Genomic DNA, 15,365 nt, shown 5'->3' with positions numbered 1-15,365 from the left:
TCAGGTCGCGGCATCGGCGAACAGGGCGGCAATCGCCTCCTTCGGCATCGGTCGGGCGAGCAGATAGCCTTGCAGCGCATCGCAGCCCGCCTGCGTCAGGAACTCGCTTTGTGCCTGCGTCTCGACACCTTCCGCCGTCACGTCGAGCCCGCTCGCATCGGCGAGATCGAGGATGGCGCGGATGATCGGGCTGCCCGCGTCCGCCGACTGGATGGCGTTGACGAAGGACCGGTCGATCTTGATCCGGTCCACGTCGAATTGCTGGAGATGGGTGAGCGACGAATAGCCGGTGCCGAAATCGTCCAGTGCGATCTTCACCCCGCGGGCGCGCAACGCCTGGAGGTTGGGCCGGCAGTGCCTCGCATTCTCGATGAAGCTGGTCTCCGTCACCTCGACTTCAAGCCGGTGCGGATCGAAGCCGGTGCGATCGAGAATCGCGAACACCTTGTCCGCGAAATCGGGATCGCGCAGCTGGACTGCGGACACGTTCACCGACAGCAGCCGCAGCGGCCAGGCGGCGGCGGCACGGCACGCCTCCTCCATCACCCACTCGCCAAGCGGCGCGATCAGGTTGGTCGATTCAGCGATCGGCACGAAGATGGCGGGCGAGACGGTGCCGAGCGACGGATGGTGCCAGCGGACGAGCGCCTCCGCCCCCTTCATCGCGCGGGTGCGCGACGAATAAAGCGGCTGGTAATAGACCTCCAGCTGGCCCTCGGTGGCGAGCGCCTCGCGCAGGCCGGCCTCGATGGCGCTGCGGCGACGGATGGAGAGGTCCATCGGCTCGGCGAAGTGGAGATAGCGGCCTTTGCCCTGCCGCTTGGCCTCATAGAGCGCGATGTCAGCCTTGCGGGACAGCTCGCTGGCCTCGCTCGCCTGCTCCGGCCCGATCGCGACGCCGATGCTGACGCCGACGCGCACCTGGCTGCCGGCGATGTCGAACGGCTCGCTGATCGCCTCGACGATGCGCATGCACAGGATTTCGGTATCAACCACCGATGGATTGCCCGTCTGGACGATGCTGAACTCGTCCCCGCCGAGGCGGGCGACGAGATCGGTGCCGCGCATCGTGGCGCTGAGGCGGGCGCCGACCTGGCGGATCAGCTCGTCACCTGCGGGGTGGCCGAGCGTGTCGTTGACGTTCTTGAAGCCATCGAGATCGAGACACAGCAGAGCGACCGACCCCGCGCCCGAGCGGACGCGCGACAATTCGGCGGCAAGCCGTTCGTCGAAGCGGGCGCGGTTGGGCAGGCCCGTCAGCGTATCGTGGAAGGCGAGATGGTGCGCCTGCGCCTCGCTGGCCTCAAGGGCCAGCCGGTTGCGGCGGACATGACGCAGGATCGCGACCAGGGTGGCGATCGCCAGCGCCAGTGCCAGCAGCATCGGCGGCGTGATCCGCGACACCATCGACGCGCCTGGCCGGAAGGCCCGCCACGCGACATAGCCGAGCGGCGTGCCCCGCGCATTGCGCAGCGGAACCGCGGCGAGCGCCCGATCCCGCGGCGGCTGTTCCAGGAAGCGCGCGCCTTCAAGGCTGTTGGCGCGGGCGAGATCGGTGAGGAACGAGCCGTCGACATAGCGGACGCTGATGTGAAGCGGCTCCTTGCCCGGTGTCTGGCGGATCAGGCCCGTATCGCTGACGATCGGCTTGACGCTGACGATCGCGGGGTGCCCCGCCACCAGGCCGAGATCGATCGCGCCCGGTGTCAGCGAGCGCTCCCCAGCTGGCGGCCGCTGCCCCACGCGCATTTTCGCCCGGAGTTGCGCGATGAGCGGGCGGGCGACGCCGGACACCTCGGCAAAGCTCGCAACGGGCCGCTTGTGCCCACCGCTCATCGCGTAGACCGGGCGATCATCGGGATCGATCAGATAGGCCTGATCGTGCCCGAAATAGGTGTGCATCCAGACGCCGACATTCATGTCGATCCAGAGCTGGTTGGCGGCGGGATCGCGCGTGTTGACGACCGCGTCGTCCCACACCGTGCCGCCTTCCTGATCGTGCGCGGTCCGCTCGATTCCCTGGCGGAGCGAGCTGGCGATGACGTGCCGGTCCCGTTCGCCCGCGGCGCGGTCCGCCTCCTGCGCCGAGAGCAGGATGAGCCCCGCGACCAACGCCGCGACAACCGCCAGCGCGCCGAATGCGGGCAGCACGATCATCAGGAAGTAGCGCTGGCCGGCACTATCAGCGTGCGGCACATTCCCGGTGCGAGTCATGCATTTGCAATGACATGCAATGCTTAATGAGCGTTTTCGCCGACGCCCGCGGGCAAGCCTGTTTGTGGCTTAACCGCCTTTCAGCGCCCGCTTGGCGTCGAAGATGGCGTCCGCCGCCTTGCCGCCGACGCGGTCCACATCCTTGTCGAACTGGGCGGCGATGGCGGGCACGGTCAGTCCGTCCAGGCCGGCGCGGTAGAGGCGCTGGAACTCCTGCCGATTGTCCGCCTTGGCAAAGATGCGCGCGCGATATTCGGCCAGCGCCGCCTCCACCTTCAGGCGATCGCTCGGGCCGACGTCGCGCTTGGCCGCGGCGAGCGTCTGCTCGAACGCCTCCTGGCTGCTGCCGTCGATCACCACCGGATCGTCAGCCCCGCCGCACCCCGCCGCCAACAGCGCTGCCGCCACCATCGTCCATGACCGCATCGTTTGATCTCCCTTTTCCGCGATAATCGGCGGGCGGCGCATCGGTTGCACGCGCACAAGCGGCTGCAACATCGGGCGGTCCCCGCGAGTTTATCTGCCTGACAAGGAGAGCGAACATGACCCGCGAGAAGATCACCGACGGCGCCAATGAGCGCGCGATCGACGAGAATATCGCCGGCACCGCGCCCGGCATCCCCGACGACGCGCTCGCACCTGGCCAAGACCTGCCCGAGCCGCCGAGCGACGAGGAGGTGCGCCGGATGGCCGCCAAGCTGGGCGCCGACCTTCCGGACGAGGAGTAAGCGAGCCTGAGCGGTCAGGGCTCGATCGCGAGCCTCACCAGATCCAGGTGAGCACGAGCGTTGCGGTGCACAGAAAGGTGATCAGCGTGGTCGCCCAGCCGAGCGCGTTCGTCCAGCGTCCGTTCGTTCGGGCGCCCACCACCTTCCGGCTGTTGGTCAGCAGCATCATCAGGAACAGAAGCGGCGGCACGAGGAAGCCCTGGACGATGCCGGACCAAACCAGCATCTTCATGGGATTGAGCCCGAGGAAGTTCATGCCCGCCGCCACCACCGTGACGAGGGCGATGACGCCGTAGAACAGCCGATTCCGGCTCGGCCGATCCTGCAGGCTCCCCTCCCGCCCGAGGCCCTGCACCACGTCATAGGCGGCGCCGGTCGTCATGATCGGCACGGCGAGGAACCCGACGCCGATGATGCCCGCGGCGAACAGCCATTTTGCCCCTGCCCCCGCCAGCGGCTCCAGCGCCGCGGCAGCCTGGGCGGCGGTGTCGATCTCGGTCTGGCCGGCCGGGTGCAGGGTCAGCCCGGTCGACATGATGATGAAGTAGAGGATCACGTTGGAGAAGATCATGCCGGTCAGCACGTCGCGGCTGGTCGCCTTCATCTCCTGCCGGGTCGCGCCCTTGCGCTGCCACAGCCGGCGGCGGCCGATGGCGATCTGCTCCTCAACCTCCTGGTTCGACTGCCAGGTATAGACATAGGCGGAGAGCGACGTGCCGATGCACGCGACGACGAGCGCGACGAACTCGGCCGTGAACTGAATGCGCGGCACGAACGTCGCGCGGAGGATCTCGAGCGGATCGGGCCGTGCCAGGATCGCGGCGGCGACATAGGCGAACAGGATCAGCGCCAGCCAGCGGAAAATCCGGCGGATCAGCGTGTAGGAGCCGAGATACTGCAGCAGGAAGATGAGGCCGGCCGCCGCGACGACGATCAGCGGCACGGGGATCGGCACCAGCAGGTTCACCGCCGCACCGATGCCGCCCAGATCCGCCGCCGCCTCGATCACGTTGCCGATGATGGCGAGCGTCACCATCGGCACCAGCACCCAGCGCGGGAACTGATCGCGGATGCAGGCGAACAGGCCCTTGCCGTAGACCTGCCCGATCTTGGCGGACAGATAAGTGACGACATACATCATCGGCAGCAGGACGGGCGCGATCCACAGAAAGCCGAGCCCGAACTTGGCCCCCGCACTGGCATAGGTGCCGATGGCGGAGGGATCGTCGTCCGCCGCCCCCGTCACCACGCCCGCGCCGACGAGCTTCATCATGCCGGCCGGCGGCGGCGGCGCATGGACCTGCGTGTCGGCTTCGAGAGGTTCGCGGACAGCGGGATCCAAGGTCGGCCTCTCGGAGCGGGGATTGCTGCGGACCGCCTACCGGTAAATCATTGAGGATCAAGGCCGCATGAGGAGGTCAGGGAACGTGCTTCCGATCGTCAGTACTTGGGTGACCGACCCAGCTCAGCCCAGCCGGTCGGCGTCGCGATATTTGAGTTCGAGGTAGCGGCCCTGGACGGCGAGCTTGTCGAGTTCGCCGGAGGCGAGCTGTTCGCACATGCGCTTCAGCTCTTCGTCGACGACGCGCAGACCCTCGGTCAGCTGCTGGTCCGGGCTCTGGCGACCGTCTCGGGCCTGGGTGCGCAGGGATTCGGGGACGCGCTTATAGCCTTCGACGAGCTCCGGCAGATCCTCGGCGATGAGCTTGCGCACCGCATGCGCCGCGGGATCGGCAGGGTCGAGCCGCTGGAGCTGCGGCGCGAGCGCCTCCAGCCGGAGGCCGATGCCGTCGCTCAGCCGCGCGGCGGGAGCGGGCAGCGCGGGCCGCTCGCTGACCAGCCATGCCTCGGTGCGCGACGGCAGCAACGGGAGATCCGCCTGCGCGAGGCTGACCGGCGTCTCGGCGGGGGTGCTCGACATGGCGAGCACCGCGACGGTGGCGAGCAGCAGCAACGCCGCCACCGCCATCACGCCCGTCACCCCGAGCGGCGCGACGATGATGCCATAAGCCATCGCCCCGATCACCACCGCCGCCCAGGCGAGCAGCAGCCGGCGGAAGCCGCGCATCATCGCCGCCCGCCGCCGCGCCTTGGCCCGCTCGCGCATGCGACGGCCTTCGGGCGAGAGGCGGTGGAGCATGTCGCCCGCCTTGCTGGCGAGGAGGTTCGCCGCCTCGTTGGTCACGCGTTCGAGATCGCGCATCAATCCTCCAGCCGGAACGGCTCGGCCGACTTGGCGCTGCCCTGCGCCGCGCCCTCGGCCCGCGCGATATAGCCGCGCGACTTCTCGACCTCGCTGGTGAGCAGGTTGACCGTCTGCTTCATGCTGCTGAGCGCCTCGCCCTTGAAGCGGTCGATCTCGTCCATCGTCGTGTAGATGTTCTGGAAGGCGCGCTGGAGCGTCTCGATCGGGATGGTCGAGGCGGCGGCCTGGCGGTGGATCTCGCCCGTCTGGCTGCGCAGCAGTTCGCCGGTGGAATCGATGATGTTCGCGGTCGTCGTGTTGAGCGCGGTGATCTGCTGGAGGACGAGCTTCTGGTTGGTCAGCGCCTGCGCGACCGTAACCGCGGTGCGCAACGCCGAGACGGTGGTGGTGGAGGCGCGATCGACGCCTTTCACCAGCTCGACATTGTTCTTCTTGACCAGATCGAGCGCGAGATAGCCCTGCACCGTCACCGCCATCTGGGTCAGCAGATCCTGCGCGCGCTGACGGATGTAGAACAAGGCGCTCTCGCGGATCGCCTTGGCCTTGGCGGGATCGGTCGCATCGAGATCGAGCGCCTTCTGCTCGAGCCGCGCATCGAGCGTCTTGGCGATGTGAATCATCTGCTCCAGCCGCTGCATCGCGGCCCAGAGGTTCTGCCGCTCGACATCGATCGCGGCATTGTCCTTCAGCAGCTCGTCCTTGCCGTTGGCGAGGCGGCTGAGGATCGCGGAGATGTGGCTCTGCGCGGACTTATAGCTGTCGAAATAGTCGCGCATCTTGTTGCCGAACGGCAGGATGCCGAACAGCTTCTTCGGCTCCATGAGGTTGCCCTGCCCCTTGGGATCGAGATCCTCGATGGTGCGGCGCAGCTCCGCCAGATCGGCGCCGACGCCGCTTTCCTGATCCATCGCGCGGACGGGCCGGTCGAGGAAGCGATTGGACTGGCCCGACGCCTCGGCAATTTCGCGACGGCCCATGTTGGTCAGCTGATCGACGCGCTGGCCGAACTCCGGGCTGTTGGCGTCCTGCGCGACCAGATCGGCGATGAAGGCGTCCGCCTTTTCCTCCAGCTTGCTGCGCTGGCCGTCGTCGAGCGGCACGAGGCCCACCGCCTTTTCGGGCGCGAGCGGGGCGACGGGGGCCGGAGGGGTGAGCGTCAGCAGATCGTCCGTCTTCGTCGCCGTCGTGGCCATGTGTGCTGTCTCCCTAACACGGTGCAAGATGGCGGAGGATGCGGCCGGGTTCAAGCGCGGCCCTGTCAGCCGTTGCGCTCGCGTCTCAGCCGATCCCAATGCGCCAGCCGTTCCTGCAGCTTGGCCTCGAAACCGCGCGGCGACGGTTCGTAGAAACGCTGCGCGGTCATCTCCTCGGGCCAGTAATCCTGGCCGGAGAAGGCGTCGTCACGGTCATGATCATAGGCATAGTCGCGGCCGTAGCCGAGGCTCGCCATCAGCCTGGTCGGCTTGTTGAGGATCGACTTGGGCGGCATCAGCGAGCCCGTCTCCCTGGCCGAGCGCCACGCCGCCTTCTGCGCGACATAGGCGGCGTTCGATTTGGGTGCCGTCGCGAGATAGAGGCAGGCCTGGACGATGGCGAGTTCCCCCTCGGGCGAGCCGAGGAAGTCGTAGCTGTCCTTGGCGGCGAGGCACTGCACCAGCGCCTGCGGATCGGCGAGGCCGATATCCTCGCTGGCGAAGCGGACGAGGCGGCGGAGCACGTAGAGCGGCTCCTCCCCCGCGGTCAGCATGCGCGCGAGATAATAGAGCGCAGCCTGCGGATCGGAGCCGCGGAGCGATTTGTGGAGCGCGGAGATGAGGTTGTAATGCCCCTCGCGATCCTTGTCGTAGACCGCGACGCGGCGGTGGAGCAGCGCGGCGAGGCCGGCGGGGTCGAGCGGCTCGGGCACTCGAATCGAGAACAAGGTCTCGACCTGGTTGAGCAGGAAGCGGCCGTCACCATCGGCGCTGGCGACCAATGCGTCGCGCGCGGGGGCGGTGAGCGGCAAGGGGCGGCCCTCGACCGCCTCGGCCCGGTCGAGCAGGGTGCCGAGCGCAGTCGCATCCAGCCGGTTGAGGATCAGCACCTGCGCGCGGCTGAGCAGAGCGGCGTTGAGCTCGAACGAGGGGTTCTCGGTCGTCGCGCCGACGAGGATGACGGTGCCGTCCTCGACATAGGGCAGGAAGCCATCCTGCTGTGCGCGGTTGAAGCGGTGGATCTCATCCACGAACAGCAGCGTGCGCGTGCCGGCGCGGGCGTGGCTGCGCGCCTCGGCGAACAGCTTCTTCAGGTCGGCGACGCCGGAGAAGACCGCGCTGATCGCCTGGTAGCGCAGCCCGACCGCATCGGCGAGCAGGCGGGCGATGGTCGTCTTGCCGGTGCCGGGCGGGCCCCACAGGATCATCGAGGAGAGCCGCCCCGCCGCCACCATCCGGCCGATCGCGCCGTCCGGGCCGGTCAGATGCCCCTGCCCGATCACCTCGGCCAACGACCGCGGGCGGAGCCGCTCGGCCAGCGGCGCGGCGGCGGGCGGCACGGGAGCGTCGGCGGGCGCGGCGAAGAGATCGTCCATGGCGGGCAGATAGGCGATTTCGGGTCAAAGGTCACGAAAGTCACGCCAATGGCTTGCATCCGAAAGCTTCTGCGATATATCTGCACGTAACAGGCAAGATATATCGGAGTAAAGTAATGCGGTTCGGAATGGGCTATGATGCCTGGACGGGTGGTCCGGGCCTCGGCGGCGAGCGGGGCGGCCGTGGCGGCGGCCGGCAGGGCGCGCACCATCATCATGGGCGGCGGCGGCTGTTCGACGGCGGCGAGCTGCGGCTGGTGCTGCTGAAGCTGATCGCGGAGAGCCCGCGCCACGGCTATGACCTGATCCGCGCACTGGAGGAGCGGACGGGCGGCGCTTATGCCCCCAGCCCCGGCGTGGTCTATCCCAGCCTGACGATGCTGGGCGACATGGGACTGATCGAGGAGCGGCCGGGCCCGGCCTCGCGCAAGGCCTTTGCCGTGACGGCAGAGGGCGAGGCGAACCTTGCCGCCAATGCCGAGGTGCTGGCGGCGCTGACCGAGCGGATCGAGGCGCTCGCCTCGCGCCAGCGGCGTACCGACGGCGCGCCGATCCGCCGGGCGATGCACAATCTGCGCGCGGTGCTGGAGCATCGGCTGGGCCGCGAGGATGCGGACGATGCGGTGCTGCTGGAGGCGGCGGCGATCATCGATGCCGCCGCGCAGAAGATCGAACGGCTTTGAGGGAGGACGGGATGACGACCGCAGCCGAGGCCCGCGTGCCGACCGAGCATGGCAGCCGCTATCTCCAGCAGCTGTGCAAGCATTGGGCGCACAATCTGGCGGTGGAGTTCACGCCCGAACAGGGCCGCGTGACCTTCCCGGCGGAGGGGCGCGCGGGCAACTACGCCGGGGACGGCGTGGCGACGATGACGGCGGAGCCGGACATGCTGGTCTGCCGCATCGAGGCGAGCGAGGCGGCGCAGCTGGACACGCTCAAGCGCGTGCTGGCGGAGCATCTCGATCGCTTCGCGTTTCGAGAGGCGCCGTTGAAGTTCGAGTGGGCGGCGGCCTGAGGGGGACTCGTCATCCTGAACTTGTTTCAGGATCCACCGTGCGGCCAGCTCCTGCGGCGGCTGGATGTGCCTTGCGGTGGATGCTGAAACGAGTTCAGCATGACGGACTTAGGGGGAGCGAGTTCAGTCCGCCTGGGCGAGCCAGTCCTTCAGCTGTAGCTCCTCGGTGGTGCGCGTCTCCGCCTTCATGCTCTGTGCCATGATGTCGAGCGCCCAGCGGGTGCGTTGGGAATCGGCGCTGGCGACGGTGTCACCCGGCACCCACAGATCATATTCGCGCATGTGCGCGTCCGCCGCGGTGAACAGCACGCAGATGTCGGCGGCGAGGCCTGTCAGCACGATGCGGCTGGCGCCGAGCTTCGGCAGCAGCACGGGCAGGTTGGTCGCGTAGAAGCCGGAAAATTGCGGCTTGATGATGAAATAGTCGGTGTCCCGCGGGCGGAGCAGTTCGACCAGCTCGCGCCCGTCCGCCTGTTCGACATGATCGACGATGCGCGACTGTTCGCTGTGCCAGTAGCCGTAATTGTCGTTGATGTAGACGACCGGCACGCCCTGCGCATCGGCCTCGTCCCGCAAGCGGAGCGTGGCGCGGGCGGCGGCGAGCGCGGCAGGCTTCAGCCGGTCCGCGCCGTCGAAATCGAGCGCGTTCATCATATCGACGATCAGCAGCGCGGTGGAGCCCGCCGCCTGCTCGATCTGCTGGGCCATCTCGCTCAATCCGTCTCTCCTCGCGCAGGCGGTCGGTGCCGCCGGCCTGTCACATGCCCTCCCTACTAGGCCCGATACGAGCGGGAGGCATTGATGGACGTCAGTCGGCGGGGCGCATTGGGTTTGTTCGGCGCGGGCGCGGCGCTGCCGGTGATCGGGGCGGACGCGAAGGCGGTGGGGGTGACGTTCCGCCACGGCGTCGCCGCCGGCGATCCGACGGCGGGCGGCGCGATCCTGTGGACGCGCGTGACGCCGGCCGATCCTACGCACAATGCCGCCGTTCCGGTGCGCTGGAGCGTGAGCGAGCGCGAAGGCGGTCAGCCGGTCGCGACGGGGTGGGCCGAGGCGCGGCCGGCGCGCGACTTCACGGTGAAGGTGGAGCCGGAGGGGCTGAAGCCCGGCCGCGACTATTGGTATCGCTTCGAGGCGGAGGATGGCACCGCCTCCCCCAGCGGGCGCTTCCGCACGCTGCCGGTCGGCGCGACGCCGGATGCGGTGTTCGCGGTCGTCTCCTGCCAGCTCTACGGCGGCGGGCTGTTCAACGCCTATGATGCGATTGCCAAGCTGCCGCGGCTCGATGCCGTGCTGCATCTGGGCGACTACATCTACGAATATGACACGGCCGGTTATGGCGAGAAGACCGCACGCAAGCTGGGCCGCGAGGTGCAGCCCGATCGCGAGATCGTCAGCCTCGCCGACTATCGGCAGCGGCACGCCTGCTACAAGCTCGACCCCGATCTGCAGGCGGCGCATGCGCGCGCGGCGATGATCGCGGTGTGGGACGATCACGAGGTCGCCAATGACGGCTGGCTGAGCGGCGCGCAGAACCACCAGCCCGCGACCGAGGGTGACTGGAAGGCGCGCAAGGCGGCGGCGATGCAGGCCTATTTCGAGTGGATGCCGATCCGCGATCCGGCGCCCGGCAAGCCGTGGGAGGCGATCAACCGCAGCTTCCAATATGGCGATCTCGCCACGCTGCTGATGGTGGAGACGCGGCTGCTGGCACGGTCCGAGCAGGTGGCGTTCAAGCATCAGGGCGCGGGCACGACCGACTTCGCCGCCGTGCTGGCCGAGCGCAACCGCCCCGACCGCGAGCTGCTGGGCGAGCCGCAGCGGGCGTGGGTGGCGGACACGCTGACGGCGTCGGTGAAGGCGGGCACGCCGTGGCAGGTGATCGGCAACCAGGTGGTGATGGCGCGCGTGCCGGGGCCGCAGCTCGACCGCATGATCGGGCCGGAGAAGGCGGCGGCTGCGATGGCGGCGCTGCCCGACGCGGTGCGCGGCGCGGTGGTGGCGCAGCTGGCCGGATACAAAGCGGGCGTGCCCTACAATTTGGACGCGTGGGACGGCTATCCGGCGGCGCGCGAGCGGCTTTATGCCAGCTTCCGGGAAGCGGGGTCGCGGCCCATCGTCCTGTCGGGCGACAGCCACGCCTTCTGGGCGAACGACCTGTTCGATGATGGCGGCACGCTGGTGGCGGCGGAGTTCGGCACGTCGGCGATCAGCAGCCCATCAGTGGGCGACGAGCTGCCGCAGCTGCCGCTCGGCCCCTTGCTGGAGCAGGCGGGCGACGAGGTGGCGTTCTGCGACCAGCGGGCAAAGGGCTTCGTGCTGCTGACGATCGATCGTGACGCCGCACGGGCGGAGTATTTTGCGGTCTCGACCATCCTCGCCAAGCCTTACGAGGTGCGGACGATCGCGCGCTATGAGGCGGGGGCGGCTGCGAAGGGCGCGCGGCTGAAGCGGCTGGGCTGAGGCGCTCGCCCGGCCGCTCCGCCGCTTAGGTCCGCCGCATCAGCGCCTCGCCCGCGCGGATGCGGCGGCCCTCCCCCACTCCGTCCGTCAGCGCAAAGCCGGGGGGTGCGAAGACGATGATGGTCGAGCCATGCTCGAACCAGCCCATCTCCTGCCCACGCTTCACCTCGGCCGCACAGGCCACCCGGCGCGGGCCGCCGTCGCGGAGCAGCCGCTCGGTATCGAGGAAGTGGAGGCGGATGCCGGCGACGAGGATCGCGGCGACGGGGACGAGCAGCAACCGCTCGGGCCCGTCCGCCAGCCGCACGCGCAGGATCGCGCGTTCATTGCGGGTGTAGAGCGCCTCGATGCGCTTGAGCGCGATCGGGTTGACGTTCCAGGTATCGCCCGAGCGATATTCCACCTCCTCGACGACGAGATCGGCAGGGGCGTGGAAGCGGTGATACATGCCCGCGGTCAGCCGCAGCGTGACGTAGGTGCCGTCCGCGTAAGGCGCGGCCGCATCGCCGACGAGATGCTCCAGCCGGTAGGGGAAGCCCTTGATCTGGTGGAGCCGGCCATCCTCGACGCGCCCGCACGCGCCGACGATGGCGTCGCAGGGAGACGCGACCACGTCCGGATCGGGATCGAACGTCCGCGCACCCGGCACCAGCGCGCGGGTGAAGGCGTGGTGGAGGCTGCGATAGCGGGGCTCCGCCGCGTCGGCCATGTCGACATCGCAGAAGAAGCGCCAAGCCGCGATGGAGGCCGCGCGAACGGGCGCCGCCTCGATCTTGCTGAACCAGCCCATGAAGTTGGTGGCGGCGCGGCGCGGCAGGCGGTTGGTCAGGAGGAAGTTCAGCTCCTCATGGGCGGCCAGCTTCGCGAAGACTTTGCGCGGTGTCATCACGGCGTCACCGCTTGCCGCTTTCGACGGTCATCATGCTTCCCCTTCTCGCCGGTATCGCGGCCGCCGGTGCCGCCACCCTCCTCGCCCGCGCGCCCGCACGGCTGCGGCTGAGCCGCGCCAAGCACGCCTCGCTCGCCGGCCATCCGCGCATGGCCAAGCGCGTCGCCGGGCTGCTGCCTTATTACGACCTGTCGGGCGACGTCTTCTTCCGCGCGGATGGGGCGCCGGACGACGTGGTCGCGCGCCGCCGGGCGGGGTTCGAGCGGCTGGCGGCGCTCTATGCCGAGCGTTTCCCCAGGAGCCGCGCACTGACGGCGGAGGCGCGCGTGGGCCTCTCCGACCTGCAATTCACCGCCAGCTACCGCGTCCCCTTCCCGTTCAGCCGCACGGTGCGCGAGCATCTCGGCGTCGGCGCGTTCCTCGAGCGTTCCGAGGGCAATCGCCTGATCGACCTCGACGGCAATGCCTTCTGGGATCTGACGGGCAGCTACGGCGTCAACCTGTTCGGGCAAGAGACGTACAAGGCGTGCGTGGCGGAGGCGGTCGAGCTGGCGGGTCCCTTGGGCGGCGTGCTCGGCCAATATCATCCGGTGGTGGCGGCCAATATCGCGCGGCTGAAGGCGATCTCGGGGCTGGACGAGGTGAGCTTCCACATGTCCGGCACGGAGGCGGTGATGCAGGCGGTGCGCCTCGCCCGCTATCATACCGGCCGGCCGCGGCTGGTGCGCTTCGCCGGCGCCTATCATGGCTGGTGGGGCGACGTGCAGCCCGGCCCCGGCAACCCGATCCCGGCCGACCGCACGCTGACGCTGGCCGAGATGTCCGAGCGGAGCCTGGGCGTGCTGGCGCGGCGCAAGGACGTTGCCTGCGTGCTGGTCAACCCGCTGCAGGCGCTGCATCCCAATGCCGCAGCCCCGTCCGACGGCACCTTGGTGGCGGGGCGTCGGGCGAAGTCGGTCGCGCGGGCGGATTATGCCGCGTGGCTGGAGAAACTGGCGGCGGTCTGCCGGGCGAACGGGATCGTGCTGATCCTGGACGACGTGTTCACCGGCTTCCGCCTCGCCCCCCGCGGTGCGGCGGAATATTTCGGCATCGCGCCCGACATGGTGACCTATGGCAAGACGCTGGGCGGCGGCCTGCCCGTCGGCGTGCTGTGCGGCCGCGCCGAGCTGATGAAGCGCTACCGCGACGACAGGCCCGCCGACCTCAATTTCGCGCGCGGCACGTTCAACGCCAACCCATACGTCATGGCGGCGATGGACGCCTTCCTGCGGCGGTGGGAGGGCGATGAGGGCCGCGCCCTCTACGACGGGCTCGACGCGCGCTGGGCGGGCCGGGCGGCGGCGCTGGAGGCGCGGCTGGCGGAGGCCGGCGCACCGCTCGGGATCGATGCCTTGTCCACGATCTGGACGATGCTGCACCGTGTGCCCTCGCGCTATAACTGGATGCTGCAATATTACCTCCGCGCCGAGGGCGTGGCGCTCAGCTGGGTCGGCACCGGCCGCTTCATCTTCAGCCTCGATTACAGCGATGCGGACATGGACGCGGTGGGCGATGCCTTCGTCGCGGCGGCGCGCGCGATGCAGGCGGACGGCTGGTGGTGGACGGCAGACGGCGCCAGCGACAAGCGCGTCAGCCGCCGCATCCTGGGCGAGACGGTGAAGGCGCGGCTGGGGCGGTAAGACCGCTCTGAACCGTTCGCCCTGAGCCTAGTCGAAGGGCCGTTCTTTCTTCAGACCAGTGGCAAGAAAGAACGGTGCTTCGACTGCGCTCAGCACGAACGGCTGGGGCGTGACGGCTCAGCCCGCGTGCGCGATCCGCTCGCCCTTGAGCAGGCGGAGCGGGGCGCGGTGGTAGAGCTTGATGTCGTTAAACGGATCGGTGACGATCTTGGTCGCCCAGACGATGCCGGTCATCATATCCTGCTGGTGCGCCAGCTGACCGACGCGGAACAGCAGGCCTGCAACCCCGAGCCCGAGCCAGAGATGGCCGACATGGCGCGCGAAGTCGGCGACGTTATGGTGCGGCTCGACCAGCCCGAACAAGGACGGGCTGAGCACGAGCAGCAGCGGGCTGGCCGCCCACAGGCCCATGAACACCCATTTGCGCGCGAGATTGTAGCCGACCTTCACCTCTTCCTTATATTCGTGGGTGACGCCGTTCTCCGCGTCATAGCCCTTGGGCTCGAAGAAGAAGTGGCCGCACTGCCGGCTCGTCATCGCGACCAGCCAGCCGAGCAGGCTGGCGAGCGCGATATCGTGGAAGGCGAGCGCGTAGGCGACGACGAAGGTGCATGCGCTGAGCATGTGCAGGCTCTGGTTGACCAGGCTGTGGTGATAGAAACGGTGATCGTCCCAGCGCTGCTCCGCCAGATGTTCGCGGAACTTCTTCTTCTGCGCGTCCATCGCATCCTCGCTCATGCCGCGGCCCTCGCGCTCATGTCCTGCTTGACGAAGCGGACGAGAGAGAAATGGCCGAGCGGCTTCAGCGCGCGGCGTTCGACCAGCGTCACGTCCGAACGGTGCGCCGCCCAGTCGGTGTAGAGCGCGAAGGGGAAATCGGTGCGGAAGCCGAGCCGGCTGGTGAGCGGCATCAGCGCCTTTTCGATATGCACGCGCACGCCCTGTTCCGCGCCGACGCGCGTGGTGATGACGATCTCCCCACCCGGCCGCACGACGCGGGCGAATTCATCGAGCGCCGCCTGCGGGTTGGGCACGGCGCTGACGACATATTGCGCGACGACCACGTCGAAGCTGTTGTCGGCATAGGACAGCCGCTCCGCATCGCCGACCTCGATGGCTTCCACCTGCGGCAGGCGGGCGGCGCGGCGGCGCGCCTTGGTGAGCATGCCCTCCGAGATGTCGATGCCGACGACGCGGCTCTCCGCCCCGTAGGAGGGCAGCGAGAGGCCGGTGCCGACCCCCACTTCGAGGATGCGCCCGCCGATCCGCTCCGCCGCGCGCACCGCGGCGGCGCGGCCCTGCCGGAAGACGGGCCCGAACACCATGTCGTAAACCGGGGTCCAGCGATCATAGGCGCTGGCCACCTGCTGCGTCTGCATCACTAATGCCATGACACGCTTCCTGCCTGACGAGGCCAAGCTCTCGAAGAGATGAGTTGCCCGTCCCGATGGAGTCTTCGCTCCAACGGTTCATGACGAACAAGTCACACATGACGGCGAGTTGTTTCAGTTCAAAGACGATGACCGATAAGTTGCTGTTCTCTCTGAATGTCAAAACATTGTCATGCCAACGCAACAGGATCTTCTTGACCGCAGACTA

General features: G+C 68.6%; 15 protein-coding genes. 5 read left to right on the top strand and 10 right to left on the bottom strand.

The genetic code is table 11. The annotated features are described in order from the left end of the window. Together BM360_RS00895 and BM360_RS00890 are read right to left on the bottom strand one after the other, a co-directional pair. The gene (locus tag BM360_RS00895; RefSeq protein ID WP_242653237.1) at positions 1-2,214 is read right to left on the bottom strand and encodes a putative bifunctional diguanylate cyclase/phosphodiesterase; all 2,214 of its coding nucleotides are present in this window, start codon (positions 2,212-2,214) and stop codon (positions 1-3) included. A 69-nt stretch (positions 2,215-2,283) separates the two neighbouring features. Continuing rightward, a complete protein-coding gene (locus BM360_RS00890; protein ID WP_131819142.1) occupies positions 2,284-2,640 on the bottom strand; it encodes a hypothetical protein in 357 nt (118 codons plus the stop codon). 116 nt (positions 2,641-2,756) lie between these two features. Between BM360_RS00890 and BM360_RS00885 the strand changes: the two genes are divergently transcribed. Beyond that, entirely contained in the window at positions 2,757-2,942 is a 186-nt protein-coding gene (locus BM360_RS00885) for a hypothetical protein (RefSeq protein WP_093309440.1), read from the top strand. A 34-nt stretch (positions 2,943-2,976) separates the two neighbouring features. Here BM360_RS00885 and BM360_RS00880 read toward each other — a convergent pair whose 3' ends face one another. The 4 genes from BM360_RS00880 to BM360_RS00865 form a co-directional block, all read right to left on the bottom strand. Then, on the bottom strand, positions 2,977-4,284 hold the full coding sequence (locus BM360_RS00880; RefSeq protein WP_242653236.1) for an Nramp family divalent metal transporter: 1,308 nt from the start codon (positions 4,282-4,284) through the stop codon (positions 2,977-2,979). A gap of 123 nt (positions 4,285-4,407) precedes the next feature. Then, on the bottom strand, positions 4,408-5,145 hold the full coding sequence (locus tag BM360_RS00875) for a hypothetical protein (RefSeq protein ID WP_165611163.1): 738 nt from the start codon (positions 5,143-5,145) through the stop codon (positions 4,408-4,410). After that, a complete protein-coding gene (locus tag BM360_RS00870) occupies positions 5,145-6,341 on the bottom strand; it encodes a toxic anion resistance protein (protein WP_093309437.1) in 1,197 nt (398 codons plus the stop codon). The genes BM360_RS00875 and BM360_RS00870 overlap by 1 nt, the downstream gene beginning before the upstream one ends. 65 nt (positions 6,342-6,406) lie before the next feature. Then, the gene (locus BM360_RS00865; protein WP_093309434.1) at positions 6,407-7,717 is read right to left on the bottom strand and encodes a replication-associated recombination protein A; all 1,311 of its coding nucleotides are present in this window, start codon (positions 7,715-7,717) and stop codon (positions 6,407-6,409) included. A gap of 116 nt (positions 7,718-7,833) precedes the next feature. Between BM360_RS00865 and BM360_RS00860 the strand changes: the two genes are divergently transcribed. Beyond that, positions 7,834-8,400 (top strand): PadR family transcriptional regulator, encoded by a 567-nt coding sequence (locus BM360_RS00860; RefSeq protein WP_093309431.1) that lies wholly within the window; start codon positions 7,834-7,836, stop codon positions 8,398-8,400. A gap of 11 nt (positions 8,401-8,411) precedes the next feature. Beyond that, the gene (locus tag BM360_RS00855) at positions 8,412-8,732 is read left to right on the top strand and encodes a DUF2218 domain-containing protein (RefSeq protein ID WP_093309429.1); all 321 of its coding nucleotides are present in this window, start codon (positions 8,412-8,414) and stop codon (positions 8,730-8,732) included. Between the two features lie 123 nt (positions 8,733-8,855). On the opposite strand, the gene BM360_RS00850 is transcribed toward BM360_RS00855, so the two are convergent. After that, positions 8,856-9,440 (bottom strand): cysteine hydrolase family protein, encoded by a 585-nt coding sequence (locus tag BM360_RS00850; protein ID WP_093309428.1) that lies wholly within the window; start codon positions 9,438-9,440, stop codon positions 8,856-8,858. Positions 9,441-9,533: 93 nt separating this feature from the next. Between BM360_RS00850 and BM360_RS00845 the strand changes: the two genes are divergently transcribed. Beyond that, positions 9,534-11,195, top strand: a complete 1,662-nt coding sequence (locus BM360_RS00845) for an alkaline phosphatase D family protein (RefSeq protein WP_093309427.1) — start codon at positions 9,534-9,536, stop codon at positions 11,193-11,195. 25 nt (positions 11,196-11,220) lie between these two features. Here the strand turns inward: BM360_RS00845 and asd are convergent, their stop codons facing one another. After that, positions 11,221-12,081, bottom strand: a complete 861-nt coding sequence (gene asd, locus BM360_RS00840) for an archaetidylserine decarboxylase (RefSeq protein WP_093309426.1) — start codon at positions 12,079-12,081, stop codon at positions 11,221-11,223. A gap of 35 nt (positions 12,082-12,116) precedes the next feature. Between asd and BM360_RS00835 the strand changes: the two genes are divergently transcribed. After that, positions 12,117-13,766, top strand: a complete 1,650-nt coding sequence (locus BM360_RS00835; RefSeq protein ID WP_093313528.1) for an aminotransferase class III-fold pyridoxal phosphate-dependent enzyme — start codon at positions 12,117-12,119, stop codon at positions 13,764-13,766. A gap of 117 nt (positions 13,767-13,883) precedes the next feature. On the opposite strand, the gene BM360_RS00830 is transcribed toward BM360_RS00835, so the two are convergent. Further along, a complete protein-coding gene (locus BM360_RS00830; protein ID WP_242653235.1) occupies positions 13,884-14,504 on the bottom strand; it encodes a hypothetical protein in 621 nt (206 codons plus the stop codon). Beyond that, entirely contained in the window at positions 14,501-15,157 is a 657-nt protein-coding gene (locus BM360_RS00825) for a class I SAM-dependent methyltransferase (RefSeq protein WP_093309424.1), read from the bottom strand. Before BM360_RS00825 ends, BM360_RS00830 begins: the two co-directional genes overlap by 4 nt. Between the last annotated feature and the right edge of the window lie 208 nt (positions 15,158-15,365).

This window comes from Sphingomonas jatrophae (genome assembly GCF_900113315.1).
GTDB lineage: Bacteria > Pseudomonadota > Alphaproteobacteria > Sphingomonadales > Sphingomonadaceae > Sphingomonas_P > Sphingomonas_P jatrophae.
The sequence above is the reverse complement of the archived record's forward strand: the minus strand, read 5'-3'. Positions and strand labels throughout refer to the sequence as shown.

Coding starts and splice junctions, on each gene's coding strand:
- BM360_RS00895 (WP_242653237.1), bottom strand. CDS start 2,214: ATGACTCGCACCGGGAATGTGCCGCACGCTGATAGTGCCGGCCAGCGC.
- BM360_RS00890 (WP_131819142.1), bottom strand. CDS start 2,640: ATGCGGTCATGGACGATGGTGGCGGCAGCGCTGTTGGCGGCGGGGTGC.
- BM360_RS00885 (WP_093309440.1), top strand. CDS start 2,757: ATGACCCGCGAGAAGATCACCGACGGCGCCAATGAGCGCGCGATCGAC.
- BM360_RS00875 (WP_165611163.1), bottom strand. CDS start 5,145: ATGCGCGATCTCGAACGCGTGACCAACGAGGCGGCGAACCTCCTCGCC.
- BM360_RS00870 (WP_093309437.1), bottom strand. CDS start 6,341: ATGGCCACGACGGCGACGAAGACGGACGATCTGCTGACGCTCACCCCT.
- BM360_RS00865 (WP_093309434.1), bottom strand. CDS start 7,717: ATGGACGATCTCTTCGCCGCGCCCGCCGACGCTCCCGTGCCGCCCGCC.
- BM360_RS00860 (WP_093309431.1), top strand. CDS start 7,834: ATGCGGTTCGGAATGGGCTATGATGCCTGGACGGGTGGTCCGGGCCTC.
- BM360_RS00855 (WP_093309429.1), top strand. CDS start 8,412: ATGACGACCGCAGCCGAGGCCCGCGTGCCGACCGAGCATGGCAGCCGC.
- BM360_RS00850 (WP_093309428.1), bottom strand. CDS start 9,440: ATGGCCCAGCAGATCGAGCAGGCGGCGGGCTCCACCGCGCTGCTGATC.
- BM360_RS00845 (WP_093309427.1), top strand. CDS start 9,534: ATGGACGTCAGTCGGCGGGGCGCATTGGGTTTGTTCGGCGCGGGCGCG.
- asd (WP_093309426.1), bottom strand. CDS start 12,081: ATGACACCGCGCAAAGTCTTCGCGAAGCTGGCCGCCCATGAGGAGCTG.
- BM360_RS00835 (WP_093313528.1), top strand. CDS start 12,117: ATGCTTCCCCTTCTCGCCGGTATCGCGGCCGCCGGTGCCGCCACCCTC.
- BM360_RS00830 (WP_242653235.1), bottom strand. CDS start 14,504: ATGAGCGAGGATGCGATGGACGCGCAGAAGAAGAAGTTCCGCGAACAT.
- BM360_RS00825 (WP_093309424.1), bottom strand. CDS start 15,157: ATGGCATTAGTGATGCAGACGCAGCAGGTGGCCAGCGCCTATGATCGC.